Genomic DNA, 26,350 nt, shown 5'->3' on the forward strand with positions numbered 1-26,350 from the left:
CGGCGCAGGGTTGCCGAGCGCCCGGAGGGTTGCTCGAAGAGACGGGGCACCGCCCTGAAGGTTGCGTTGCGCCCGGAGGGTTGCTGAGATCAGAGTTCGGGCCGGCGGCCGCGCAGCTTGTCGAGTTCGCGGCGATCCTTCTTCGTCGGCCGCCCGAGGCCCTTGTCGCGTTTGGGGACGAAGCCGCGCAGCGCCGGATCGGGCGCCGGAGTGAGATCCTCGTACGCGCCCACGGCGATCTGGGCCCCCGGCCTCGTCGGGAGGATGCCCGTGATCTTCCAGACGAACTCCGCGCCTGACTTGCGCACCCGCACCTCCTGGCCGATCATCACCTTCTGCGCGGCCTTGACCCGCTGACCGTCGACCTGGACATGACCGCCGCGGCAGGCCTGCGTGGCCATGCTGCGGGTCTTGAACATCCGCACCGTCCACAGCCACACATCGATGCGCACGGTGCGTCCCGGACTGCGATCGATCTCCATCGTCATGCCCTGGGCTCACTCTCCATCGAGACCGCCCCGGGCGTCCTGGCGCAGCGCGATCTCCGAACGGCGGGTGAAGGTCTGCGCGGGACGCCCACGTCCCTGCGTGACCGCCCGCCCGGTGGCGTCGAGCAGGGGCAGCATCGTGCGCCGGAACGTGTCCGCCTGCAGCTCCTCCCCGGCGACGACCTCATGCAGGGCGCGCAGCTGGCGCAGCGAGAACTCCGCCGGCAGCAGCCCGAACGGGTCGGGGGTGCGCTCGTGCAGCGCCCGGAGCCGGTGCACGGCGACGCGGACGATCTCCTGATGCTCCTCGCTGAGCTCGTGGACGGCATGGACGGGCACGAGCTTGCGGGCGAGACCGGACTCGCCGCCCTCGGCACCGCGCTCGCCATCGTCACCGCCGTCCGCCTCGGCGAGGCCGACATCGGTGGCCGAGAGCACATCGAGGTGGGCGACCGAGATCACCCAGCCGCGGTCGTCGCGGTCGGGCTGGTCGAAGACGTGGAGCTGGACGGGGGAGCGGTCGAGGAGGTGGGCCTTCTCGCGCAGGCACCGTGCGACCGCCTCGGCGAGACGCTCCTGCGGACGCAGGATCGACCCGGGCAGCTGCCAGTGCCCGTCGCGGGCGAGGGTGAGCAGCACATGGAGACCACGGTCGGGAACCGGGCAGAGGACGGCAGTGTCGACGGCGACCGAGGGCCGCGGAAACTGCGAAAGCTGGGTGGTGTCAGGCATGCTCTTCACGATCGGGTCAACGGAATCGACAGCGCTGACCAGTCTAGTTGCCCGGCTGAGCGGGGGAGAAACGAACCCCGCGCTGGCGAATGGACGCGCGCGCACGCGTGCGGATAGTCTTCGACTGATACCCCCAGCCCAAGGAGACACACCCATGGCCATGCGCATGTCGTCGCTGTTCGTGCGGACACAGAAGGAAGACCCGGTCGGTGCCGAGGTCGCCAGCCACAAGCTGCTGCACAGGGCGGGCTACATCCGCAGGGCCGCCCCGGGCATCTACACGTGGCTGCCGCTCGGGCTCGCCGTGCTCCGCCGCATCGAGGCGATCGTGCGCGAGGAGATGGCCCGCGCCGGATCCCAGGAGGTCCACTTCCCGTCGCTGCTGCCCGCCGAGGTGTACAAGCAGTCCGGCCGCTGGGAGGCCTTCGGCCCCGACCTCTTCAGCCTCCAGGACCGGAAGAAGAACGACTACATCCTCGCGCCCACGCACGAGGAGTTCTTCACCCTCCTGGTCAAGGACCTCTACTCCTCGTACAAGGACCTGCCGCTGTCGATCTACCAGATCCAGACGAAGTACCGCGACGAGGCGCGCCCCCGCGCAGGCCTGCTGCGCGGACGCGAGTTCATCATGAAGGACGCGTACTCCTTCGACATCGACGACGCCGGCCTCGATGCCGCGTACGAGGCGATGCGCGTGGCCTACCTGCGCGCCTTCGCCCGCCTCGGCCTGCCCTGCCTGCCGGTCAAGGCGACCCCGGGTGCGATGGGCGGCTCGGGCACCGAGGAGTTCATCTACCCCTCCGAGGTCGGCGAGGACACGTTCGTCCGCTCGCCCGGCGGCTACGCCGCGAACGTCGAAGCCGTCACCTCGATCGTGCCCGCGGCGATCCCGTACGAGGGCACCCCTGCCGCCCACGTCGAGGACACCCCGGACACGCCGACGATCGAGACCCTCGTCGCCGCCGCGAACACGAACCACCCCCGCGCCGACCGCGAGTGGACGGCCGCGGACACGCTGAAGAACGTCGTCTGCGCCCTCACCCATCCCGACGGCACCCGCGAGGTCATCGTCATCGGCCTGCCCGGCGACCGCGAAGTCGACCTCGACCGGGCCGCCGGGACCGGCATGCTCTCGAACGGCGAGGTCGACCTCGAAGCCGCCACCGCCGAGGACCTCGCGATGCACCCCGAACTCGTCAAGGGCTACATCGGCCCCGGCCTCGACCTCGACAACCCGGTCCTCGGAGCCGAGAGCGCCACGAAGCTGCGCTACTTCCTCGACCCCCGCGTCGTCGACGGCACCCGCTGGATCACAGGAGCCAACGAGCACGGCAAGCACGTCTTCGACCTCGTCGCCGGCCGTGACTTCGTCGCCGACGGCACGATCGAAGCCGCCGAGGTCGTCATCGGCGACCCCGCCCCGGACGGTTCGGGTCCCCTCGAACTCGCCCGCGGCGTCGAGATCGGCCAGATCTTCAAGCTCGGCCGCCGCTACGCCGAAGCCCTCGACCTCACCGTCCTCGACCAGAACGGCAAGGCGACGACCGTGACCATGGGCTCCTACGGCCTCGGCGTCACCCGGGTCATGGCCTGCATCGCCGAGGAGTACCACACCGACGCCGGCCTCCTCTGGCCCCAGCATCTCGCCCCCGCCGACGTCCACATCATCGCCGCCGGCAAGGGCGAGGACATCGCCGAGGCGGCCGAGCAGCTCACCGCCGACCTCGAATCCGAGGGCGTGAGCGTCCTCCTCGACGACCGCACGAAGGTCTCGCCCGGATTCAAGTTCGCCGACGCCGAGCTCATCGGCATCCCCACCGTCATCGTCGTCGGCCGCGGCCTGGCCGACGGCGTCGTCGAACTCCGCAACCGGTTCGCCGATGAGAAGCGTGAGCTTCCCCTCGCCGAGGTGGTCCCCACGACCGTGGCCGACATCCGTGCCGCATACGCCCGGGCGGCCGCGGCGGGCGACGCCGCGGTGACCGAGGACGCGATCGAAGCCGCGATCGACGATGCCGAGGCCGCCGCCGAGACCGCCGAGGCGGACTCCGCACCCCGGGCCTGACCCGCAGGCGATGAGCGAGGCCCTCACCGGAGGCATCGACGTCACCCTCGTCATGCTCCTGTGGCTGCTCGCCGCAGGGGCACTGGCGGGGTGGATCGACGCGGTCGTCGGCGGTGGGGGACTCATCCAGCTGCCGGCGCTCCTCCTCGTGCCGGGGATGACCCCGGTGCAGGCGGTCGCGACGAACAAGGTCGGGTCGATCGCCGGCACGACCGCCTCGGCGGTGACCTACCTCAGACGGGTCACCCCGGACCGGTCGGCGACGATCCCCGCGGCGGCGACCGCGTTCCTCGGCGCCGTCCTCGGGGCGAAGCTCGCCACCCTCGTGCCGAGTGAACTGTTCACCCCGATCATCCTCGCGGCCCTCATCGCCGTCGGACTCTTCACCCTGCTCAACCCCAGCCTCGGCGCCGATGCCAGCCTCCGGTTCGGGGAGACCTCGAAGCGCCACCACGCGCTGTCGTGGCTCATCGGGCTCATCATCGGGATCTACGACGGGGTGCTCGGGCCCGGCACCGGATCGTTCCTCGTCATCGCGTTCGTCTCGATCATCGGCTTCTCCTTCCTCCAGGCCTCGGCGACGGCGAAGGTCGTCAACTGGGCGACGAACTTCGGTGCGCTCGTCTACTTCGTCCCCGACGGCCAGGTCGTGTGGCTGCTCGGCCTCGTCGTCGCCGCCGGCAACGTCACCGGCGGGATCATCGGGGCGCGCACGGCGATCGCGAAGGGCTCAGGGTTCGTCCGCATCGTCTTCATCGTCGTCGTCTCGGCGATGGTGCTCAAGCTCGGCTACGACGTCGTGACCGACCTTATCCGGTGAGGCGGCGCACCTCCTCTGAGGGCGCGCCAGGGGGTGGACACGGGCACCTGGGAGCAGGCGCGGGACGCGTCAGCCGATGGCTTTGAGGGCGTGTGCGTCGACGCCTGCGACGTCGGCGCCGGAGAGGGCGCGGGCGACCCACAGCGAGCGCGCCGCATCGGCGAGCGACTCGGGAGAGCCGCCGCGGGCCGAGCGCAGATACCAGAACATGTTCGTCACCTCACGGGCGACCGCAGCACCGATCCCGTACTGCGGGTCGATGCCGGCATGGACGGCGAGATCGGCGGCGAAGCCCCGCAGCCAGGCCGCCTGATCACGGGGGATGCGCGCGGGGATCTCGCCGAGGCGGTTCCACAGCACGGGCGCGATCGTGTACGCGGTCGGTCCCGACAGCGGCTGCGGGTCGATCGCCTTCCATGTCGCCACCCCCGAGGCGTCGGGGTTGCCGGCGAGGATGTTGTAGTAGTGGAGGTCGGCGTGGATGAGCCAGTTCTCCTCCGAGGCCGCGAGCGTGCGCATCCATGTCCGGGCGTACGAGAGCACGTGCCCGTCCTCGCGCCCCGTCTCCGACCAGCCGCTGAGCAGCGCCGTGTCCGCCTCGAAGGTCGACAGCCACCCGGTGGCCATGTCCTGGACACGCATGAAGTCCGGGCCCGCGGGGATCTCGAGCGACTTCTGCAGCGCACCCCAGACAGGGGGCACATCGGGCAGCGGCAGCACGGAGAGGTTCGCCTTCGTCCGCAGCCGCTCCTGCAGCGTCACCCGGAAGCTGCGATCGTCCCTGATCACCCGCACCGCCCCGTGCCCGTTCCACATCTTCAGCGCGCGCAGCGCCTGGGAATGGGCGGCCGTATGCGCCGAGGTGGGGGCCGCGAACCGCAGCACCCCCTGGTAGTTCTCCTGGGTGAGGACGGGGATGACGAGGCTCTCGCAGCCCGCCCACGGGGAACCGGGCACCTCGTCGAAGCGGAGGTTCCAGCGGTCGCAGAGCTCATTGGCCATGAAGTCGAGCGCCGAGACCCACGCATCGGTGCGTCCGGTGCCGATGATGTCCCGCGTCGACCGGTAGAGGACGGGCGGAACCTTCACGTCCCGGCTCCCGCGGACTGTGCTCCAGCGGTCTGCAGGCCCGCGGTCTGCGGGCCGTCGGCGTACGTGTACCGCAGGGGCTGGGGGGCGGCGAAGACCTCACGCGCCCTGGCCGACTCCCACAGCCGCAGGGCCGCGCGCGGTTCGGTGCGCAGCCACGGCAGCAGTGCGGCGGTCACGGCGTCTTCGAGGTTGAGCGCGAGCTGGCCTGCCGAGCGCGCATCCGTCGGGGTGGGATCGAGCGTCCAGGCCGGAGCATCCGGGTTCGCGGCCTTCTCGCCGAGGTACTCGAGCATCTGACCGGCCAGCGAACCCAGCGATTCGAGCCGGGCGACGGCGCTCTGACGCTCCCGGCTCTTCCGGTCGAAGCGCACCGCGAGACGCTCATAGCCGTACGCGGCCGCACGCGCCTGATCGAGGATCGTGTTCCACTCCTTCGCCCCTGCCGGAGGGCTCGCGGACTCCTCGGACCCATCGGCCGCCTCGGTGGGAGGGGCAGTCGCATCGTCGTCGGCGTCGACGAAGGCGGCGCGGATACGGGAGTCCGCGCCGTCACGGATCTGGCTGCGCACGGTGCCCGCGGTGAGCGCGCACCCGGTCGCGACATCGGTCAGGACGGGGATGAGACCCGATCCGAGATCGGCGACGACGTCGAAGACGGCACTCGAGACCGCCTCGGCGGCATCGATGAAGGTCCGGGGCTGCTCAGTCGGGGGAGCCTCTGTGGCAAGCTCAGTCGGCGGGGCCCATTCGGGACCGATCGCCGCCCGGAACGCCTGGAGGTCCTCCCCGGCGGTGTCGGGATCGCCGTCGGACACGGTGGTCTGGGCGAGGATGCGGGCGATGCGGTTGCGCAACGCCTCACTGGCGTCGAGCCGAGGAACGTCCGGGGGAGTGTCGAGGCGCAGTCCGCACCCGGAGAGGAGGCCGAGTCCCGCCCCTGCCGCGCCGACGATGAGGACGGAACGACGACTGACGGGAAAACGCATAGGCCAATCGTAGCCGATGCCGGGCATCTGCCCGGGGTCTCGCATAGGGTGGGATGAACCGGTGACGGGACGGTTGCCAGGGTGCCCGGGGCACCAGGCGATCAGGCCGTCGATCGGGACGGGAACCGGAACCGAGGAGAGGATCGGAGAGAGCATGGACGAGGACGTCGCACGGATCGAGGGACTGCTGCGCGAACCCCTGGCAGCGGCCGGATTCCACCTCGAGACCGTCAAGGCGGTGGCAGCAGGACAGCGGCGCACGCTCACCGTCGTCGTCGACCTCGACGAGTCGAGTGCGGAGCCGATGTCGATGGACAAGATCGCGGAATCGACGCGGATCGTCGGCGACACCCTGGAGACCGTCGAGATCTTCCGCGACAAGCCCTACCAGCTCGAGGTGACGAGCCCCGGGGCGACCCGCAGGCTCGAATGCCCGCGGCACTTCCGGCGGGTCCTGGGACGCCGCCTCGACGTGAGCACGAAGAAGGAGACCTTCAAGCTCGATCTCGAGGAGGTCGGCGAGGAGGCGATCACCGGCACGGATCCGGCTCGGAAGGAGAAGCGGACCGTGGGTCTTGACGACATCGTCAAGGCTCAGGTGGAGCTGAAGTTCCGGTGAGGCCGACTGCGATAGACTGTTCTGCCTGCATAAGTGAACACCGACAATTCAATGCTCCCGGGGCACGACAGCACGCCTGCGCACCCAGGGGCCGGAGAGGATAAGGGCCATGGATATCGACCTCGATGTTCTGCGCGTCATCGAACGTGAGCGCGAGATCCCGTTCGACACTCTGATCGAACTCATCGAGCAGGCACTGTTCCTTGCCTACCAGAAGACCGAGGGGGCGTGGCCCGATGCCCGGGCCGAACTCGACAAGTCCAGCGGCGAGGTCCGCATCTGGGCCGTCGAGTTCGACAACGACGACAACCCGATCGGCGAATTCGACGACACCCCCACCGGTTTCGGCCGCATCGCCGCGCAGACCGCGCGCCAGGTCATCCACCAGCGGCTGCGCGACGTCGAGGACGAGACCCTGCTCGGGTCCTTCAAAGGCCGTGAGGGTGAGATCGTCTCCGGCATCATCCAGCAGGGCCGAGATCCGCAGATGGTTCAGGTCGACCTCGGCGAGGTCGAAGCCGTCCTGCCCCCGCACGAGCAGGTCCCCGGCGAGGAGTACAAGCACGGGACCCGACTGCGCGTCTACATCGCCGACGTCCACAAGGGACCCAAGGGCACCTCGGTGACGGTCTCCCGCACCCACCCCAACCTCGTACGTCGGCTCTTCGCCCACGAAGCCCCCGAGATCGCCGACGGCACCGTCGAAATCGTCTCGCTCGCCCGTGAGGCAGGCCACCGGACGAAGCTCGCCGTGCGGGCGACGAAGCCGGGGGTCAACGCGAAGGGCTCGTGCATCGGCGAACTCGGCTCCCGGGTGCGCGCGGTGATGAACGAACTCGGTCAGGAGAAGATCGACATCGTCGACTACAGCGACGACCCGGCGAAGTTCGTCGCCCACGCGCTGTCCCCGGCGAAGGCGACCCGCGTCGACATCCTCGATGCCGCGAACCAGGAGTCCCGGGCCGTCGTGCCGCGCGACCAGCTCTCGCTGGCGATCGGCAAGGAAGGGCAGAACGCCCGCTTGGCCGCGAAGCTCACCGGCTGGAAGATCGACATCGTCGCCGAGGACTGAGGTGCGGCGGCAGGTCGCTGACAAGGCGCCTGAGCGCCATCGCGTGATCCCGACCACGTCGGTCGGTGGCGCCGGGCGGAATAGAAGTGCTGTAGAATTGTTGACTGTGAATGCTGGCGGTGCACCTCAACGGACGTGCATCGCCTGCAGGCAGACAGCGGATCGGGACGAACTCACACGCTTCGTGTATCGCCCCGACGAGCAGCCGGCCATCGTCCACGACGTGTCAGCGACACTGCCGGGACGGGGAGCCTGGATGCACCCGGATGCGAAGTGCCTGGAGAAGGCACGGACATCTGCTCCCTTCGCTCGAGCGTTTCGAACGAAGATCACCGCTTCGGATCTCCCGGAGCCGGACACCGAACCCAGACTGAACGGGTAGCCAAGAATGGATGACAAGTAGTGAGTGTCGTGCGATGACACCCTCACCGGAATTCGAGAGAGCAGTGTAATGAGACCTGCTCTTCATTGATGAGGTTCTTTCCTGACCGGGAAGGAACCCGGACAGGAGAACTGTGGCAAAGCCCCGTGTCCATGAGCTCGCGAAAGAGCTCGGCACAACCAGCAAGATCGTCCTCGAGAAACTCAAGGACATGGGCGAATTCGTTTCGTCCGCCTCCTCGACTCTCGAAGCCCCCGTCGTGCGACGGGTGAAGGAGGCATTCGCCGATTCCGCGCCTGCCTCAGGCAAGGCCGGCGGCGAGACCGCCAAGAAGCCGGCCGCCAAGCCCGGCCAGAAGTCCGCGGCCAAGCCCAGCGCCCCAGCGGCCAAGCCCGGAGCCAAGCCGGCGGCGAAGGCCGAGACCCCGGCGAAGCCCGCCGCGAAGTCGGCTCCCAAGCCTGCCGCGAAGCCCGCACCCGAAGCCGCACCGGCACCGGCCGCCGACGAGGCGCCCGCACGTCCCGCGGCTCCGAAGCCGGCCGGCGCACCCAAGCCGGGTGCCGCCAAGCCCGGTGCCCCGAAGCCCGGCGGTCGCTCCGGCGGCGCGGCAGCGCGTCCCGGCAACAACCCCTTCGCCGCCTCCCAGGGCATGCCGAAGCCCGGCGGACGCTCAGGCGCCCCGAAGCCCGGCAGCCGTCAGGGTGGCCAGGGCGGTGCCCGCCCCGGCAACAACCCGTTCGCGAACTCGCAGGGCATGCCCAAGCCGGGTCAGCGTCCTCCGCGTCCCGCCGGTGAGGCCGGCGCTGCCGGACCGCGTCCGGGCGCCCCGCGTCCGAACCCGTCGATGATGAAGAACTCCGCGCTGAACAAGCCCGCCCCCGGCAGGGGACGCGGCGGCGGTCGCGGCAACGCTCCGGCCGGTGGACCCGGGGGAGGCCCTGCGGGCGCTCCCGGCAACGCCCCGGCAGGTCGTCGCGGACCGGGCGGAGGCCCCGGCGGCGGCGGTCGCGGTTCCGGTCGCGGTCGCGGCAGCACCCAGGGTGCGTTCGGTCGCGGCGGCGGACCCCGGCAGAAGGGTCGGAAGTCGAAGCGGGCCAAGCGCGCCGAGCTCGAGCAGATGCAGGAACCGTCGATCGGCGGCGTCACCGTTCCGCGCGGTGACGGCGAGACTCCGCTGCGTCTGCGCCGCGGCTCGTCGCTGGCCGACTTCGCCGAGAAGATCAACACCGACCCGACGAACCTCGTCACGGTGCTCTTCCACCTCGGCGAGATGGCGACGATCACCCAGTCGCTCGACGAGGACACCTTCCAGGTGCTCGGTGAGGAGCTCGGCTACAAGATCGAGATCGTCTCTCCCGAGGACGAGGACCGCGAACTGCTCGAGACCTTCGACATCGACCTCGACGCCGAAGCCGCCGAGGAGGACGACGACGATCTCGTCGCCCGCCCGCCGGTCGTCACCGTCATGGGTCACGTCGACCACGGTAAGACGAAGCTGCTCGACGCGATCCGCTCGGCCAACGTCGTCGCCCGTGAGGCCGGCGGCATCACCCAGCACATCGGCGCCTACCAGGTCGCCGTCGAGCACGAGGGCGCCGAGCGTCAGATCACCTTCCTCGACACCCCGGGTCACGAGGCGTTCACCGCCATGCGTGCCCGCGGTGCGAAGTCGACGGACCTCGCGATCCTCGTGGTCGCCGCCGACGACGGTGTGATGCCGCAGACGATCGAAGCGCTCAACCACGCGCAGGCGGCCAATGTGCCGATCGTCGTGGCCGTGAACAAGATCGACAAGGACGGCGCCAACCCGGCCAAGGTGATGCAGCAGCTCACCGAGTACAACCTCGTGGCCGAGGAGTACGGCGGCGACACGATGTTCGTCCCGATCTCCGCGCTCAAGCGCGAGGGCATCGACGAGCTCCTCGAGTCGGTCCTGCTCACCACGGATGCCGCACTCGACCTGCGGGCGAACCCGAACAAGGCCGCCCGCGGCATCGCGATCGAAGCGAAGCTCGACAAGGGCCGCGGCGCCGTCGCGACCGTCCTCGTCGAGTCCGGCACCCTGCGTGCCGGTGACGCGATCGTCTGCGGCACCGCCTTCGGACGCGTGCGTGCGATGTTCGACGAGAACGGCAACGCCGTCACCGAGGCAGGACCCTCGCGTCCCGTCCAGGTGCTCGGCCTGTCCTCCGTCCCGCGTGCCGGCGACTCGTTCATCTCCACCGATGACGACCGCACGGCCCGTCAGATCGCGGAGAAGCGCGACGCCATCGAGCGCAACGCCGCCCAGGCCCGTGGCCGCAAGCGGATCAGCCTCGAGGACTTCACCAAGGCACTCGCCGAGGGCAAGGTCGACATGCTCAACCTCATCCTCAAGGGCGATGTCTCCGGTGCCGTCGAGGCGCTCGAGGACTCGCTGCTCAAGATCGACGTCGGCGACGAGGTCGACCTCCGGATCATCCACCGCGGCGTCGGTGCGATCACGGAGAACGACATCAACCTCGCCACCGTCGACAACGCTATCGTCATCGGCTTCAATGTCCGGCCGGAGGCCAAGGCCCGCGACCTGGCCGACCGCGAAGGCGTCGACGTGCGCTACTACTCGGTCATCTACCAGGCGATCGACGACATCGAGAACTCGCTCAAGGGCATGCTCAAGCCCGAGTTCGAAGAGGTCTCGACGGGCACCGCGGAGATCCGCGAGGTCTTCCGGTCCTCGAAGTTCGGCAACATCGCCGGCTCGATCGTCCGCTCCGGGGTCATCACCCGCAACTCGTCGGCGCGGGTCACCCGCGACGGTGTGGTCATCGGGGACAACCTCAAGGTCGAATCGCTGCGTCGGTTCAAGGACGATGCGACCGAGGTCCGGGAAGGCTACGAGTGCGGTATCGGACTCGGCACCTTCAACGACCTGCGCGTCGGTGACATCATCGAGACCTTCGAGATGCAGGAGAAGCCTCGCGACTGAGTCCTGAGGCGATGACAGACGGCGGCCGGTGCGTTCACGCACCGGCCGCTGTCGGACCCGTAGACTTCTTTCCAGCACAGGCCGGTGCCCCACCGGCACGGACAAAGGACAGCACATGGCAGACGCAACCCGCGCACGCAAGATCGCCGATCAGATCAAGGTCATCGTCGCGAGCACGATCGAACGCAGGCTCAAGGATCCCCGGCTCGGCTTCGTCACCGTCACCGATGTCCGCGTCACCGGCGACCTCCAGCACGCGACGATCTTCTACACCGTCTACGGCGACGGCGCCGACCTCGAATCCACGGGCAAGGCCCTCGAATCCGCGAAGGGCTTCATCCGCTCCGAGGTGGGCAAGGGCCTGACGATCCGGTTGACCCCGAGCCTCGAGTTCATCGCCGACGCCGTCCCCGAGGAGGCCCTGCGCCTCGACAACCTCCTCGCCCGAGCCGCTGCCGACGACGCGCGCATCGCCGATCTCAAGAAGGATGCGAAGCCGGCCGGGGACGCCGATCCCTACCGGAGGTCCGAGACGGAGACCGACGAGGGCTGAGCCGTCCGTCGAGGTCAGGGCCGTATAACGCGTGCTCTGACCTCACCGGTCCGCCCCGCCGAGGCGGTCCCCGGGCCCGGTGCGGAATTCGAGGGTGCTCACAGCGGGCAGAAAAATCCTGCGTAACAGTTTTGTTATCTTTCCGAGATGGTCTAGACTTTTTCGGGTAACGATCTGATTACGACTCTGTTAAGGGATTTCTGCATTGGGTAAGCACTCCTCACCAAAGCCCGGTTTCGCCAAGCAGCTGTTCCGGGACCTCGCTCCCGCGGCCAAGCGCTCGACGGGCCGGCACTCGGCTGATGCCCCCTCGACGGCCACGTCCGTGCTCGCCACGGTCAAGCAGCGGCCCGTCGTCGCAGCGATCGCTGTGCCGGCCGCCGCCACGGCCGCCGTCGTCGGTTCGACCGTCGTCATGGGACCGCCGCAGACCGGCGAGGTGACGACCGAGGCCGCGAGCACGACGCAGCAGGAATCGACCGCCTCCACCGGTGTGAGCCAGGAGGAGATCGAGAAGCAGCGCGACGAGGCCGGCGAGAAGTACATCGAGGACATCAAGAAGGATCCCAAGTACAAGAACAAGACGTCGAAGACGACGCTCAACGTCAAGACCCCGAAGCCCGAGCCGACCGAGTCCTCGAGCGCGAAGGCGAGCAAGGGCTCGAGCGAGAAGTCCTCGAAGAGCTCCGGCAGCACCCCGTCGGGCGTCGAGACGCCCCCGTGCAAGGTCTCGTCCTCGATCGAGTCGACCCTCCTGCCCAACGCCGTCAACGGCTACCGCGCCGTGTGCGCGAAGTTCCCCGAGGTCAAGACCTACGGCGGACGCCGTTCGGGTTCGGGCACCTCTGACCACTACACCGGTGAGGCCGTCGACATCATGATCGCCGGGTCGACCGGCGACCGCATCTCCGAGTACCTCATTAAGAACGCGAAGGCGCTCAACGTCAAGTACGTCATCTTCGAACAGCGCATCTGGATGCCCGGCCGCGGCTGGAAGTCGATGGAGGACCGCGGTTCGGCGACGCAGAACCACATGGACCACGTCCACGCCTCGTTCAACTGATCCTCGACCCGAGCCTCAGGTGAACGACTCTTCCCCACAGGGCATCCTCGTCTGCGACAAACCGCAGGGGCTGTCCTCCCACGCCGTGGTCTCGCGCATCCGCCGGTGGTTCGGCACCCGCAAGGTCGGCCATGCCGGCACCCTCGACCCGATGGCCACGGGCGTCCTCGTCCTCGGGCTCGGCCGCGGCACGAAGCTGCTCGGCCACATCACCGGGGTCTCGAAGACCTACGATGCGACGATCCGCCTCGGCGCGGGCACTCCGACCGACGATGCGGACTCCGAACCCGACCTCATCGCCGACCCTGCCGTCCTCGCCGCGGTCGCCGATGCCGACATCGAGACAGGCGTTGCCGCCCTGCGCGGTCCCATCGATCAGGTGCCCAGCGCGGTCTCGGCGATCAAGGTCGACGGCAAACGCTCCTATGCCCGGGTGCGCGCCGGTGAGGACGTCGTCCTCGACCCCCGCCGGGTCGAGATCGACCGCTTCGACATCCTTGAGACCCGCCGCGACCTCGGTTCCGGAAACATCGACGTCGACGTCGCCGTCGACTGCTCCTCGGGCACATACATCAGGGCACTGGCCCGCGACCTCGGCGCCGACCTCGGCGTCCATGGACATCTCACCGCACTGCGCCGCACCCGGGTCGGGCCCTTCGACCTCGGGGCGGCTGTGACGATCCCCGACGACCTCGACTCACCGACCCCGCCGCTCCTTCCTCTCGCCGAGGCGGCCGCCGCCCTCCTGCCGACCGTGACCGTCGATGCCGCCGGGGCCAAGGCGCTCATGCAGGGCAAGTCCCTCGCCGGTCCCTGGACGTCCGGGGGAGAGGCGCTGGCATCGGGTGCCGAGGTCGCCGTCGTCGGCGACGGGGAACTAGTCTCGGTCGCGGAGATCCGCGGCGACGGGAGCCTCAAATCCCGCACCGCCTTCGCCATCGGCCTCGCCTGAGAGCCGCGGTTCGCACGCGCCACACCTCTGCGATACTCTGAGTCGGTGCACGGAAGGAGCAGGGCTCGAGTGGAGATCTATCACGGACTGGACGAGGTCCCCAGAGACGGCATCGGCACCGTCATCACCCTCGGCAACTTCGACGGCGTCCACCGTGGCCACCAGACCGTGCTGCGGGCCGTGGCCGCCGAGGCGAAGGCGAACGGGCTGCGCTCGGTCGCGATGACCTTCGACCCGCACCCGCGCACGATCCACCAGCCGCAGACGCCCACGCAGATGATCACGAGCGTCCGGCAGAAGTCGCAGCTCATCGCCGAGACCGGCATCGACGCCCTCTTCATCCAGCCCTACGACCTCGACTTCGCCGCACAGACCCCGGAGGAGTTCGTCTCCCGCTACTTCGTCGAGGGCCTCGACTGCCGGTGCGTCGTCGTCGGCGACGACGTCCGCTTCGGCCATGACAACGCAGGCACCATCGACACGCTGCGCCGCCTCGGCGAGGTCTACGGCTTCACCACCGTGACGATCGACGAGGTCGGACGCGGGGGCAGGTTCTCCTCCTCCCGGATCCGCGACCAGATCATCGCAGGCGATGTTGCCGAGGCGGCCGATCAGCTCGGCCGCTACCACCGGGTCGAAGGCACCGTCGTCCACGGCGACGCCCGCGGACGCGACCTCGGCTTCCCCACGGCGAACCTCTCCGCCGACGGTGAGGGCCTCATCCCCGCCGATGGCGTCTACGCGGGCTGGGCGAGCTTCTCCGGTGAGGACCATCCCTTCCCGGCCGCGATCTCCGTGGGCACGAACCCCACCTTCAACGGCTGCGACCGCCGCGTCGAGGCGTACGTGCTCGACAAGGAGTTCGGGGAGTTCGACGTCTACGACCGGCACATGGTCCTCGAATTCGTCGCCCGCATCCGCGGTCAGGTGGCCTTCACAGGCCTCGACGCCCTCATCGCGCAGATGCACGAGGACATCGCCGATGTGCGCGAGGTCCTCCACACCTGATAAGCTGATCTCTGCCGTTTTCACCGGCCGCGGTCCCATAGTGCCGGAACTGACAGGTTCCGACGCCGCGCAACGAAACGTTAGGAGAACTCCATGGCTCTCGACACTGCCACGAAGCAGGAGATCATCAAGGAATACGGAACTCACGAGGGCGACACCGGTTCTCCCGAGGTTCAGGTTGCCCTGCTGACCCGCCGGATCACGGATCTCACCGAACACTTCAAGGATCACAAGCACGACCACCACTCGCGTCGCGGCCTGCTGCTCCTCGTCGGTCAGCGCCGTCGTCTGCTCAAGTACCTCCAGCAGGTCGACATCGAGCGCTACCGTTCGCTCATCAAGCGCCTCGGTCTGCGCCGCTGATGTCCTTCGGCTGAGGACTCCTCGGCCGGCTCAGCCTCGCTGAGCGGACACAGACCTGACGAACGCCCCGCCACCTCGGCGGGGCGTTCGTCGCATTCACGGCACGGCACGGGGCGCGGGGGAGGGCGCACGGCCGCTGGGCCGGCAGCCGGTGCGGCGGCTGGGAGCGCGCTCACCGTTCGGGCAGGCCACCTGCGGTAGACTGACCGGCGGACGCCCATGGACGTTTCGGTCCTCGGTAGTGGCCTCCGGAGTCAACCCCGTGCGGGACAGGTTCCGTGGGCCCCGATCGATGACCGGCCCCGGTTCCATGGCGTCTGAGACACTGCCCGCCGGGGCGGCGACCCTCTGTTGCCGCGTCCGGCATCGAACAAGGAGATTACGTGGGAACCACCCCTGAATCCACGGTCGCAACGATCGACAACGGTCGCTTCGGCTCGCACACCATCCGCTTCGAGACCGGACGCCTGGCCAACCAGGCCGCCGGCTCCGCCGTCGCCTTCCTCGACGACGACACCATGCTCCTGTCGGCGACGACCGCCGGCAAGCACCCCCGCGAGGGCTTCGACTTCTTCCCCCTGACCGTCGACGTCGAAGAGCGCATGTACGCCGCCGGCCGCATCCCCGGCTCGTTCTTCCGCCGTGAAGGCCGCCCCTCGACCGACGCGATCCTCACCTGCCGCCTCATCGACCGTCCGCTGCGCCCGTCCTTCGTCAAGGGCCTGCGCAACGAGGTCCAGGTCGTCGTCACCGTGATGTCGATCAACCCCGACCACCTCTACGACGCCCTGGCCATCAACGCGGCCTCGATGTCGACGCAGCTCTCCGGTCTGCCGTTCTCCGGCCCCATCGGCGGCGTGCGCATCGCACTCATCGACGGCCAGTGGGTCGCGTTCCCGAACTACTCGCAGCTGACCGACGCCGTCTTCGACATGGTCGTCGCCGGTCGCATGGTCGGTGACGACGTCGCCATCATGATGGTCGAGGCCGAAGCCACCGACCACGCCCTCGACCTCGTCGCCACCGGCGCCAAGGCCCCCACCGAGGAGGTCGTGGCCGAAGGCCTCGAAGCCGCGAAGCCCTTCATCGCCGAACTCTGCCGCGCCCAGCAGGAGCTCGCCGACCTCGCCGCGAAGCCGACGGTCGAGTTCCCCGTCTTCCGCGACTACCAGGACGACGTCTTCGAAGCCGTCAAGGACCTCGCCGAGGCGAAGCAGACCGAGAACTTCCAGATCGCCGACAAGCAGGAGCGCGAAGCCGCCGGCGAAGAGCTCCTCGCAGAGCTCTTCGACAAGCTCGGCGAGCGCTTCGCGGGTCGCGAGAAGGAGATCGCCTCGGCGCTCAACGCCCTGACGAAGCAGATCGTGCGCAAGCGCATCCTCACCGAGCAGATCCGCATCGACGGACGCGGACTCAAGGACATCCGTCCGCTCTCGGCCGAGGTCGACGTCATCCCGCGCGTCCACGGCTCCGCCCTGTTCCAGCGCGGCGAGACCCAGATCCTCGGCATCACGACGTTGAACATGCTCAAGCTCGAGCAGCAGATCGACTCGCTCTCGCCGGTGACGAGCAAGCGCTACATGCACCACTACAACTTCCCGCCCTACTCGACCGGTGAGACCGGCCGTGTGGGCAGCCCCAAGCGCCGCGAGATCGGCCACGGGGCACTGGCCGAGCGGGCGCTCGTGCCCGTGCTGCCCAGCCGCGAGGAGTTCCCGTACGCGATCCGTCAGGTCTCCGAGGCCCTCGGCTCGAACGGGTCGACCTCGATGGGCTCGGTGTGCGCCTCGACCCTGTCGATGCTCTCCGCCGGTGTGCCCCTGCGCGCCCCCGTCGCCGGCATCGCCATGGGCCTCGTCTCCGACGTCATCTCCACCGACCAGGGCGAGCAGACCGCGTACGCGGCGCTGACCGACATCCTCGGTGCCGAGGACGCCTTCGGCGACATGGACTTCAAGGTCGCCGGCACCCGTGACTTCGTCACCGCGATCCAGCTCGACACGAAGCTCGACGGTCTGCCCTCCTCGGTGCTCACCGCCGCACTCAAGCAGGCCCGTGAGGCCCGCATGGTCATCCTCGACGTCATGGCCGAGGCCATCGACGCCCCGGGTGAGATGGCGGCCACGGCACCGCGGATCATCTCGGTGACCATCCCGGTCGACAAGATCGGCGAGGTCATCGGGCCCAAGGGCAAGATGATCAACCAGATCCAGGAGGACACCGGCGCCGACATCAGCATCGAGGACGACGGCACCGTGCTCATCGGCGCGACCGACGGCACCTCCGCCGAGGCGGCCCGGTCGATGATCAACGCGATCGCCAACCCGCAGGTCCCCGAGGTCGGCGAACGCTACCTCGGCACCGTGGTCAAGACGATGAGCTTCGGCGCCTTCGTCTCGCTCACCCCGGGCAAGGACGGCCTCCTGCACATCTCCGAGCTGCGCAAGCTCAACGACGGCAAGCGCGTCGAGGACGTCGAGGACGTCGTCAGCGTCGGCCAGAAGGTCCAGGTCGAGATCACGAAGATCGACGACCGCGGCAAGCTCTCGCTCGCTCCCGTCGTCGACGGCGATGACGAGTCAGAGGGCGCCGAGGGATCGGGCGAGGAGTCGGAGAACTGATCTCCCGCTCAGCGCACACCGGGGAGGACGCACCGATCGCTCGGTCCGTCCTCCCCGGTGGTCTCACCGTCATCACCGAGCACATGCCGGGACTCGCCTCCGAGACCATCGGCATCTGGGTCGCGGCCGGCTCGCGCGACGAATCGGCCGCGACCGCCGGTTCCACCCACTTCCTCGAGCACATGCTCTTCAAGGGCACCTCGACGAAGGACGCCCTGACCATCGCCGCAGCCTTCGACCGCACCGGCGGGGACTCGAACGCGATCACGGCGAAGGAATTCACCTGCTACTACTCGCGGTGCCTCGTCACCGATCTGCCCGCGATCACCGCGCTGCTGCTCGACATGGTCTCGGACTCGACCCTCGATCCCGGTGAGTTCGAACGCGAACGCGGCGTCATCATCGAAGAGCTCGCGATGGCCGCCGACGATCCCGGCGACGTGCTCTTCGAGGACTTCGACACCCTCGTCTTCGGCGATCACCCGCTCGCCCGACCGGTCGGAGCGACGAAGGAGCAGATCCGCGTCCTCGGCCACCACACCCTGCTCGACCACTACGCGTCGACGTACGTGCCGGGCCAGCTCATCATCGCCGCCGCGGGAGGCGCCGACCACGCAGAGGTCATCGGCATGGTCGAAGCCGCGCTGGCCGAGACCGGGGCCTTTGCCACCACCGTCGCCCCGGAGGCGACGAGCCTGCACGCGGGCAGCCTCGACGGGAACGGCATCATCGGGGCGGGCGGACGTCCGCACGCGGCCGCCTCGGCGCGGACCGAACCCGTCTTCCACACCGGGCGCTCGCACACGTCCAAGGACACCGAGCAGCTGGGGATGCTGCTCGGCTGCCAAGGACTGCCCGAGGGCCACCCGGACCGGTTCGTCTACTCGGTCCTCCTCACCCTCCTCGGCGGTGGGATGTCGTCGAGGCTGTTCCAGAGCATCCGCGAGGAGCGCGGACTCGCGTACGCCGTCAACGCCACCGCCAGCCAATTCACCGATGCGGGCACCTTCGGGATCTACGCCGGCTGCAGCCCCGAGAACGGCCAGGCCGTCCTCGACCTCGCGCTCACCGAATGGGACCGGCTGGCCCAACGCGCACCGAGCCGCGCCGAACTCGACGAGATCGTCTCCCAGCTCTCGGGTTCGATGGTGCTCGGACTCGAATCCTCGGCCGCGCGGATGAACCGCCTGGCCCGAGCCGAGATCTTCGGCATCCCGATCGAACCCCCACTCGACCTCATCGAACGGATCCGCTCGGTCACGCCCGAACAGGTCTCCGGCATGGCCGGGCAGCTGCTCGGCCAGCCCAAGGCGCTCTCCCTCGTGGGACCGCCCACCGACCTCGCCCTGCGGGACTGAGTGCCGGCGGGTCTGTTCGCCGATGAGGACTGAACGCCGGTAGGGACGCGCCGCGGAAGTGGGGAGGCGTGGCCGGAGTGAGAGGGAGGAGTCGAGCATGAGTCGCAAGAGCGCCTCGGCGCGCCGTGAGGAGATCCTCGCGGCCACCATCGACGAGATCGAGACGACCGGGCTGCGGGCCCTGCGCGTCGCCGACGTCGCCGCGCGCCTGGGCCTGAGCCCCAGCCTCGTCATCTACCACTTCCAGACGAAGGAAGCCCTCGTCGCCGCCGCTTTCGCCCATGCGGGGGAGAACGACCTCGCACTCGCCCGGGAGATCGCGGGCGCCGACGAACCGGCGACCGAACGGCTCACGCGTCTGCTCACGTGGTACCTGCCCAGCGGGTCGACCCGCAGCTGGACGATCTGGATGGACGCGTGGTCCTCGGCCCTCTTCGACGAGCAGATCCGGTCGACGCTCACCGTCCTCGACGAAGAATGGCACGCCGTGTTCGCCGGAGTCATCCGCGACGGCGTCCAGGCCGGGGAGTTCGCCGTCGACGGCGGCCCGGACGCCGTCGGCGACGACTCGGACAACGGCGACCCGGTTGACACGAACCCGGACGAGGCGATTCCGGGCGATGCGGTCGCGGTCGCGGCGACCCGGATCCTCGCCTTCCTCGACGGTCTCTCCGTGCGCCTCCTCGTCCGCGGCGGCGAGGTCGAGAGAGCCACGATGATCGGCTGGGTCACCGACTTCGCCGACTCCCTGCTCGGCCGCGACGAAGCCTGAGGAGAAAGCCTCTGCGGCGCTCTTGACGCGCCCCGGTCCGAGGCGACAGACTGGTGTCGGAATCTTACTGAACCGCGGTTCAGTAAGCGATTGTGCACACCACCTCGGAGGCCCCATGTTCATGGACATCACCTGGCAGGATCCCGTCACCGGGACCCGCGGCTTCGTCGTCGTCGACACCCTCGTGCGCGGGGCGGCCTCCGGTGGTCTGCGGATGCGTCAGGGCTGCACGCTCGAGGAGGTGCGGGGACTGGCCGAAGGGATGACCCGCAAGGAGGCGATCCACCTCGTGCCCGGCCGGAAGTACGTGCCCGTGGGAGGCGCGAAGGGCGGCATCGACTTCGACCCCCGCGCCGAGGGCGCACTCGACGTCCTCGAACGCTTCCTCGTCGACCTCAACCCGATCATGCGCACGTACTGGGCACTCGGGGAGGACCTCGGGGTGCGGCAGGACGACATCGACGAGATCCTCGCCCGCCGCGGACTCGGCAGCGGGATCAGCGCCGTCGAGAAGCTCATGGACGACCCCGAGGAGGCCGGTCGGCGGTCGATCGCCGCATTCGACACGATCATTGCGGGCATGCCCCAGGATGAGCTCGTCGGCGGACTCGGCGTGGCCACCTCGGCGATCGCCGCGCTCACCGCCGACGGACGCAGCCCGGAGGGCACGACCGCCGTCATCCAGGGGTTCGGATCGATGGGCGGGGCGAGCGCCCGCTTCCTCGCCGAGGCGGGGGTCCGGATCGTCGGCATCGCCGACGCCGACGGCTTCGTCACCAACCCCGCCGGGCTCGACGTCGAAGCCCTGCTCGCCACCCGTGATCCCTTCGGCGGTGTCTCCCGAGACGCGTTGCGACCGGAGGACCGGGTCACCGACCGCGACGAATGGCTCGCCGCCGACTGCGACATCCTCATCCCCGCTGCCGTCAGCTATGCGATCACCCCAGACAACTGCGAGCGGATCCGCGCCTCCTACATCGTCGAGGCCGCGAACATGCCCGTCCTGCCCGAGGCCGAGACGATGCTCGCCGAACGCGGAGTCGTCATCGTCCCCGACTTCCTCGCGAACTCCGCGACGAATGCGTGGTGGTGGGGGGTCGCCTTCGGCGACATCGACGGCAGCTGGGAGCAGAGCCGGGCGATCATCGAGGACACCCTCACCGCGCTGACGACCGAGGTGCTCACGGCGGCCAAGGACGCGGGCATCAGCCCGCGGCGAGCCGCGCAGGCGCGGGTCGATGCGAACCTCGAGGCCCTGAGCGGGCGGGAGCCCTCAGCGGCAACGACCGCATCAGTGGGCACGACCGCCTCGGCGGGATCATCAGCCTCGGCGGGCGAAGAGTAGACCCGACGTGGACCCGTTCTTCGATCCCAGCAGCGTCGCTGTCCTCGGAGCCTCGAACGACCCGGCGAAGTGGGGTTTCTGGCTCGCCGCGGGAGCGCTGACCGGTGCCGACCGGCGCCGCGTCTACCTCATCAACGCCCGGGCCACCTCGATCCAGGGCGCACCCGTCCACGCGAGCCTGTCCGAGCTGCCCGAAGCCCCCGAACTCCTCGTCATCTCCGTCCCCGGACCCGGTGTGCCGGCCCTCGTCGCCGAGGCGCTCGATCTCGGTGTGCGCGCGTTCCTCATCGTCTCCACCCGGGTGCCCCAGGCGACAGAGCTCGCCGAGACGATCACGGCGGCCGGTGCCAGGCTCATCGGTCCCGGGTCGCTCGGTCTCGTCGATGCGGGCGCGGACCTGCTCCTCGCCTGGGGTCACTTCACACCCGGTTCGCTCGCCGTGGTCACCCAGAGCGGACAGCTCGGCTCCGAGATCGCCACGCTCTCGGCCCGCAGCGGCCTCGGGATCTCCCGGTTCGCCTCGATCGGCGGTCAGTCCGATGTCCGGGCCGCTGAGATCCTCGACTCCCTCGTCACCGACCCGAACACGAGCCAGGTCGCCCTCTACCTCGAATCGTTCACCGGAGGCGCGGCACTCGTGTCCGCGATGTAGCGCCTGCGCGCGGCGGGCAAACCGACGATGATCCTCACCACCGGCTCCTCGAATGCGGGCAGACGGCTGGCGCGCTCCCACACGGGGGCGCTCACCTCGGCGATCGACGCCGTCGACGCCGCGTGCCGCAAGGCCGGGGCGATCCGGCTCTCCTCGCCCTCGGAGATCGTCGAACTCGCCGGATTCTTCGCCTCCTCGTGGCTGCCGGCCGGCCCGCGGGTCGCGATCGTCTCCGATTCCGGCGGGCAGGGCGCGATCGCCGCGGACATGGCCGAGGTCCACGGACTGAGAGTCGATCCCGTTGCGGCGGACGTGCGGGCCCGCATCGAAGCGCTGCTGCCGGAGGCCGGGCACATCGACAACCCGGTCGACCTCGACGGCGCAGGAGAGAAGGACCTCGGCATCTACGCGCGCATCGTCGGCGAACTCCTCGCCGATGACTCCGTCGACGCCGTCGTCCTCAGCGGCTACTTCGGCTGCTACGGGGAGAACGCTCCCGAACTCCTCACCGCCGAGCTGGCCGAGGTCGAGGAGCTCGGGCGGGCGGCACGCGAGCATCGCAAGCCTCTGCTCGTCCACTCGATGAGCGCCGACTCCCAGGCCGTGGCCGACATGTGGTCCCGCGCGGTGCCCTGCTACCGGTCGATCGACACGACGATGCGGGTGCTCTCACGAGCCGTGTTCTACTCCTCCCATGCCGGTCGGATCGCCGAAGCGCTCGAGCTCTCGGGGGCGGTGACCCCGTGGGGTCCCGGCTACGCCGCAGCCCGGGACACGATCGTTGCGGCCGGCGTCGAGGTGCCCCGTGCCGCCGCTGTCGGCCCCGGTGAGGACCTCGCCGAGGCGGTCGCCGCGGCCGGACTCACCCCGCCGTTCGTCCTCAAAGCCGGGTGGCCCGCGCACAAGACCGAGGTCGGAGGCATCGCCCTGGGCCTTCCCGACGTCACCGCGCTGGAGGCCGCGCACACGGACATGGTGGGCCGCCTCGGCGAGGGGGAGTACATCGTTGAGGAGATGGACTCACGCGATCACGTCGTCGAGATCCTCGTCGGCGGGCGGCAGGACGAGAACTTCGGGCCGATCGTCATGGTGGGTGCCGGCGGGACGGAGACCGAGCTCTACGGTGACACCCGGCTCGAACTCGCTCCCGTGTCACGGGCCGAGGCCCACGACATGCTCGCGAATCTCAAGTGCTTCCCGCTGCTGCAGAAATGGCGGGGCCGGCCCGCCCGCGACCTCGAGGCGCTCATCGACGTCGTCGTCTCCGTCTCCCGCCTCATCGCGGCGAACAACGCCATCGCCGAGGTCGAGATCAACCCGGTCCGGGTCGGGGAGACCGGGGCGATCGCCGTCGACGCCCTCGTCCTCACCGATCCCGCTGCGACCGAGGACGAGGGGGTCCGGGAACCGAGCGCAACGGACCTCGCAGCACACGACATTTCCGAGACCGTCGGACGCGACATCTCCGAGACCGTGAGCACATCTCACCCATGAGAAGGGACGCGCAAGCATGATCACCACCGGCGGCGGCCACCTGGCCAGAGCCCTGGCCGCGGAGGGAATCACCCGGGTCTTCGGCATCCCCGGCACCCACAACCTCGAGATCTTCGCGCAGCTGAGCGAGCACGGCATCGAGATCGTCTCCCCACGCCACGAGCAGGGCGCAGGCTATATGGCCGACGGGGCCGCACGGGCGAGCGGGGACGTCCAGGTCGTCGTCACGACGACCGGACCGGCAGCGCTCAACGCCCTCACCGCGCTCCTGCAGTCGTATACGGATTCGGTGCCCGTCCTCCTCATCAGCCCCGGCATGCCGCTTGGCCATCCGGGACGCGGCAACGGACTCCTCCACGAGGTCCGCAATCAGGGGCTCGCGATCGAAGCGGTGCTCGGCGAGAGCCACCGGGTGAGCAGCGTCGGCGAGGTGCCGCTCGCCGTCGGGCAGGCCCTTTCCGCGATGCGTTCGGGCCGACCCCGCCCGGCCTACATCGAGATCCCGCTCGACCTCATCGAAGCCACCGGGACAGGCGTCGACCACCCTGCCGTGGCACGTCCGCACCCGCAGGTCGACCTCGCTGCGATCGAGACCGCCGCCGAGGCGCTCACCGACTCCCAGCGTCCGCTCCTCATCGTCGGGGCCGGGGCACGCGGGGCCGGTGAGGCGATCGCGGGTCTCGCCGGGGCGCTCGGAGCGGGGATCATCCTGTCCTCGAACGCGAAGGGCATCGTCTCCGACGCCGACCCCTCCGTGCTCGGCGCCATCGGGTTCCTGCCGGAGCTGCCGACCGTCCTCGAACAGGCCGACGCCGTCGTCGCCATCGGCACCGAGCTCGCGCCCAGCGACTTCTGGCCCGAACCTCTCCCGCTGCCGGAGACCGTCGTACGCATCGACATCGACGAACAGCAGATGCTCACGAACGCCGTCGTCACCGCACCGATCCTCGCCGACGCCGCCGACGCCTCGGCGGTGCTTGTCGAGGCCGTCCGCGCCCGACGCGGCGCTGCGGCCGTCGAGGCCGCCCGACGCTGGCGTTCGGAGCTGGCCGAGACCGTCGCCGAGGCGGCAGCCCGGGAGTGCGAACCCTGGGCGGAACTGTGCGAGGGCCTCAACGCCTTCACCGCGCTCGCCGAGTCACCGGTCATCGTCGCCGCGGATTCGACGATGGCCTGCTACTACGGCGTCCAGACCGGGTGGCGGGCGAGGCCCGGCGACCGGTTCCTCTACCCGGCGGGTGCCGGCACCCTCGGCTACGGGCTGCCGGCGGGCATCGGGGCGAAGCTCGCCGAACCCGGGGCGCGCGTCGTCGCCGTCGAAGGCGACGGCGGGTCGATGTTCACGATCGCCGAACTCGCCGCCGCCGTCCAGGACAAGGTCACCCTCGCCCTCGTCATCGTCGACAACGGCGGCTACGGGGAGATCCGCAACGAGATGGTCGACCGCGGGGACACCCCGACCGGCGTCGTCCTGCGCGGACCCGACTTCCCCGCGCTCGCCGAGGCGATGGGCGCACGGGGCGTCCACGTCGACGGTGCGGGCGAGATCACGGCGGCGCTCGCCTCGGCGATGGAGCACCCCGGACCCACCCTCATCCACATGACCGAGGACTCCCGAGCCGCCGCCGACATGCTCGGTCGGTGATCCCGACCCGGCTGACGCACCGACTGAAACGACCACACCGATCCCACGATCGCCGTCATTGCGACGGCCGAGCCCGTGACGAAGGAGAGCAATGACCTACACCCCCTGGCCGCTCAGCGACGAGCAGGCCGCCGTCATCGACCTGTGCCGGACGTTCGCCCGCGAGCAGATCCGCCCCGCCGCCCGCGCCGTCGACGAAGCCGACACCGAGTCGCCGGTCGGGCTCTTCGGCCAGGCGGCGAAACTCGGCATCACCGATTTCATGATCCCCGAGGAGTACGGCGGGGGAGGGTTCACCGACGTCTTCACCCAATGCCTCGTCCAGGAGCAGCTGTGCTTCGGGGACCCCGGCATCGGGAACTTCGTGTGCTCGAACGGGTTCTTCGCCGACCCGATCCTCGCACTCGGCACCGAGGAGCAGAAGGAGGCCTGGCTGCGCCCGCTGACCGGGGACGCCCCGGTCTTCACGGCGCTCGCGACGACGGAACCGGGCTCGGGATCGGACTCGGCGTCGATCATCACCCGCGCCGACAGGGCCGAGGGCGGGTACGTGCTCAACGGGCAGAAAGCCTGGATCTCCAACGCCGGGCTCGCCGACTTCTACGTCGTCTTCGCCAAGACCGACCCCACCCAGCGTTCACGTGGGGTCAGCGCGTTCCTGCTCGAGAAGGGCACCGCCGGCATGGAGTTCGGGGCGCCGATGAAGAAGATGGGGCAGCGGGCCATCGTGTGCCGGGAGATCTTCTTCTCCGACGCGTTCGTGCCTGAGGCGAACCGCCTCGGCGGGGAGGGGCAGGGGTTCTACGGGCTCATGCGCACCTTCGACATCTCCCGGGTCGTCCTCGGTGCGGCGGCGCTCGGCACGGCGCGCGCGGCCTACGAGTACGCCCGCGACTACGCCAGGGAGCGCACGCAGTTCGGGAAGCCGATCATCGACCACCAGGCGGTCGCGTTCCGTCTGGCCGACATGTCCGCGCGCATCGACGCGGCATGGCTGCAGGTGCTCAACGCCGCCAGAATGATCGACGCGGGTGAGGCGGTGTCGCGGGAGCGGGTGACCGCCTCGGCGGCGATGGCGAAGCTGGGCGCCTCGGAGACGGCGATGTTCTGCACGTGGGCGGCCGTCCAGACCCTCGGCGGCTGGGGGTACTCGCGGGAGCATCCCGTCGAGCAGTGGATGCGCGATGCCAAGCTTGAGGAGATCGAAGAGGGCACGAGCGACATCATGCGCCTGCTCATCTCCCGCAACCTGCCCTGACGGCAGCGGGCGCGGTCGAGGCGGCCCCGACGGGCCGCCTCG

At 69.5% G+C, this 26,350-nt stretch carries 21 protein-coding genes and 1 pseudogene; 18 read left to right on the plus strand and 4 right to left on the minus strand.

The genetic code is table 11. From position 1 onward, the window contains the following. Positions 1 to 89: 89 nt before the first annotated feature. Positions 90 to 482 carry an RNA-binding S4 domain-containing protein gene (locus AACX88_RS13930; RefSeq protein ID WP_339393576.1) on the minus strand — a complete coding sequence of 131 codons (393 nt, stop codon included), beginning with the start codon at positions 480 to 482 and terminating at the stop codon, positions 90 to 92. Positions 483 to 497: 15 nt separating this feature from the next. After that, the gene (locus AACX88_RS13935; RefSeq protein WP_339393527.1) at positions 498 to 1,220 is read right to left on the minus strand and encodes an NUDIX hydrolase; all 723 of its coding nucleotides are present in this window, start codon (positions 1,218 to 1,220) and stop codon (positions 498 to 500) included. A gap of 154 nt (positions 1,221 to 1,374) precedes the next feature. Here AACX88_RS13935 and AACX88_RS13940 point away from each other — a divergent pair, with 154 nt between their 5' ends. Beyond that, positions 1,375 to 3,285, plus strand: coding sequence for a proline--tRNA ligase (locus AACX88_RS13940; protein WP_339393528.1), 1,911 nt, complete (start codon positions 1,375 to 1,377; stop codon positions 3,283 to 3,285). Between the two features lie 10 nt (positions 3,286 to 3,295). Beyond that, positions 3,296 to 4,105 (plus strand): TSUP family transporter, encoded by an 810-nt coding sequence (locus tag AACX88_RS13945; protein WP_339393529.1) that lies wholly within the window; start codon positions 3,296 to 3,298, stop codon positions 4,103 to 4,105. Positions 4,106 to 4,174: 69 nt separating this feature from the next. Here AACX88_RS13945 and AACX88_RS13950 read toward each other — a convergent pair whose 3' ends face one another. Further along, positions 4,175 to 5,194: an aminoglycoside phosphotransferase family protein gene (locus tag AACX88_RS13950; protein ID WP_339393530.1), complete on the minus strand. Its 1,020-nt coding sequence runs from the start codon at positions 5,192 to 5,194 to the stop codon at positions 4,175 to 4,177. Then, on the minus strand, positions 5,191 to 6,183 hold the full coding sequence (locus tag AACX88_RS13955; RefSeq protein ID WP_339393531.1) for a hypothetical protein: 993 nt from the start codon (positions 6,181 to 6,183) through the stop codon (positions 5,191 to 5,193). The genes AACX88_RS13950 and AACX88_RS13955 overlap by 4 nt, the downstream gene beginning before the upstream one ends. Positions 6,184 to 6,337: 154 nt before the next feature. Between AACX88_RS13955 and AACX88_RS13960 the strand changes: the two genes are divergently transcribed. The 16 genes and pseudogenes from AACX88_RS13960 (at position 6,338) to AACX88_RS14035 (ending at position 26,308) form a co-directional block, all read left to right on the plus strand. After that, entirely contained in the window at positions 6,338 to 6,802 is a 465-nt protein-coding gene (locus AACX88_RS13960; RefSeq protein WP_339393532.1) for a ribosome maturation factor RimP, read from the plus strand. 109 nt (positions 6,803 to 6,911) lie between these two features. Beyond that, on the plus strand, positions 6,912 to 7,874 hold the full coding sequence (gene nusA / locus AACX88_RS13965; protein WP_339393533.1) for a transcription termination factor NusA: 963 nt from the start codon (positions 6,912 to 6,914) through the stop codon (positions 7,872 to 7,874). 106 nt (positions 7,875 to 7,980) lie between these two features. Then, a complete protein-coding gene (locus tag AACX88_RS13970; RefSeq protein WP_339393577.1) occupies positions 7,981 to 8,256 on the plus strand; it encodes a YlxR family protein in 276 nt (91 codons plus the stop codon). Positions 8,257 to 8,389: 133 nt separating this feature from the next. Then, on the plus strand, positions 8,390 to 11,224 hold the full coding sequence (gene infB / locus AACX88_RS13975) for a translation initiation factor IF-2 (RefSeq protein ID WP_339393534.1): 2,835 nt from the start codon (positions 8,390 to 8,392) through the stop codon (positions 11,222 to 11,224). Between the two features lie 115 nt (positions 11,225 to 11,339). Continuing rightward, on the plus strand, positions 11,340 to 11,777 hold the full coding sequence (rbfA, locus tag AACX88_RS13980) for a 30S ribosome-binding factor RbfA (RefSeq protein ID WP_339393535.1): 438 nt from the start codon (positions 11,340 to 11,342) through the stop codon (positions 11,775 to 11,777). 205 nt (positions 11,778 to 11,982) lie between these two features. Next, positions 11,983 to 12,840, plus strand: a complete 858-nt coding sequence (locus AACX88_RS13985) for a VldE C-terminal domain-containing protein (RefSeq protein ID WP_339393536.1) — start codon at positions 11,983 to 11,985, stop codon at positions 12,838 to 12,840. Between the two features lie 19 nt (positions 12,841 to 12,859). Next, the gene (gene truB / locus AACX88_RS13990; RefSeq protein WP_339393537.1) at positions 12,860 to 13,792 is read left to right on the plus strand and encodes a tRNA pseudouridine(55) synthase TruB; all 933 of its coding nucleotides are present in this window, start codon (positions 12,860 to 12,862) and stop codon (positions 13,790 to 13,792) included. 69 nt (positions 13,793 to 13,861) lie between these two features. Beyond that, entirely contained in the window at positions 13,862 to 14,800 is a 939-nt protein-coding gene (locus tag AACX88_RS13995; RefSeq protein WP_339393538.1) for a bifunctional riboflavin kinase/FAD synthetase, read from the plus strand. Positions 14,801 to 14,893: 93 nt separating this feature from the next. Further along, positions 14,894 to 15,163 carry a 30S ribosomal protein S15 gene (rpsO, locus tag AACX88_RS14000; RefSeq protein WP_339393539.1) on the plus strand — a complete coding sequence of 90 codons (270 nt, stop codon included), beginning with the start codon at positions 14,894 to 14,896 and terminating at the stop codon, positions 15,161 to 15,163. Positions 15,164 to 15,546: 383 nt separating this feature from the next. Then, positions 15,547 to 17,784 carry a polyribonucleotide nucleotidyltransferase gene (locus tag AACX88_RS14005; RefSeq protein WP_339393540.1) on the plus strand — a complete coding sequence of 746 codons (2,238 nt, stop codon included), beginning with the start codon at positions 15,547 to 15,549 and terminating at the stop codon, positions 17,782 to 17,784. A gap of 71 nt (positions 17,785 to 17,855) precedes the next feature. After that, entirely contained in the window at positions 17,856 to 19,142 is a 1,287-nt protein-coding gene (locus tag AACX88_RS14010) for a M16 family metallopeptidase (protein ID WP_339393579.1), read from the plus strand. A 97-nt stretch (positions 19,143 to 19,239) separates the two neighbouring features. Beyond that, entirely contained in the window at positions 19,240 to 19,914 is a 675-nt protein-coding gene (locus AACX88_RS14015) for a TetR/AcrR family transcriptional regulator (protein WP_339393541.1), read from the plus strand. A gap of 115 nt (positions 19,915 to 20,029) precedes the next feature. Further along, positions 20,030 to 21,259, plus strand: a complete 1,230-nt coding sequence (locus tag AACX88_RS14020; protein ID WP_339393542.1) for a glutamate dehydrogenase — start codon at positions 20,030 to 20,032, stop codon at positions 21,257 to 21,259. A 7-nt stretch (positions 21,260 to 21,266) separates the two neighbouring features. Then, positions 21,267 to 23,405 (plus strand): annotated as a pseudogene (locus tag AACX88_RS14025) (acetate--CoA ligase family protein). Positions 23,406 to 23,421: 16 nt separating this feature from the next. After that, positions 23,422 to 25,050: a thiamine pyrophosphate-dependent enzyme gene (locus AACX88_RS14030; protein ID WP_339393543.1), complete on the plus strand. Its 1,629-nt coding sequence runs from the start codon at positions 23,422 to 23,424 to the stop codon at positions 25,048 to 25,050. 91 nt (positions 25,051 to 25,141) lie between these two features. Beyond that, entirely contained in the window at positions 25,142 to 26,308 is a 1,167-nt protein-coding gene (locus tag AACX88_RS14035) for an acyl-CoA dehydrogenase family protein (RefSeq protein WP_339393544.1), read from the plus strand. Positions 26,309 to 26,350 lie beyond the last annotated feature (42 nt).

This window comes from Brevibacterium metallidurans (assembly GCF_037101285.1).
In the GTDB taxonomy this organism is placed as follows: domain Bacteria; phylum Actinomycetota; class Actinomycetes; order Actinomycetales; family Brevibacteriaceae; genus Brevibacterium; species Brevibacterium metallidurans.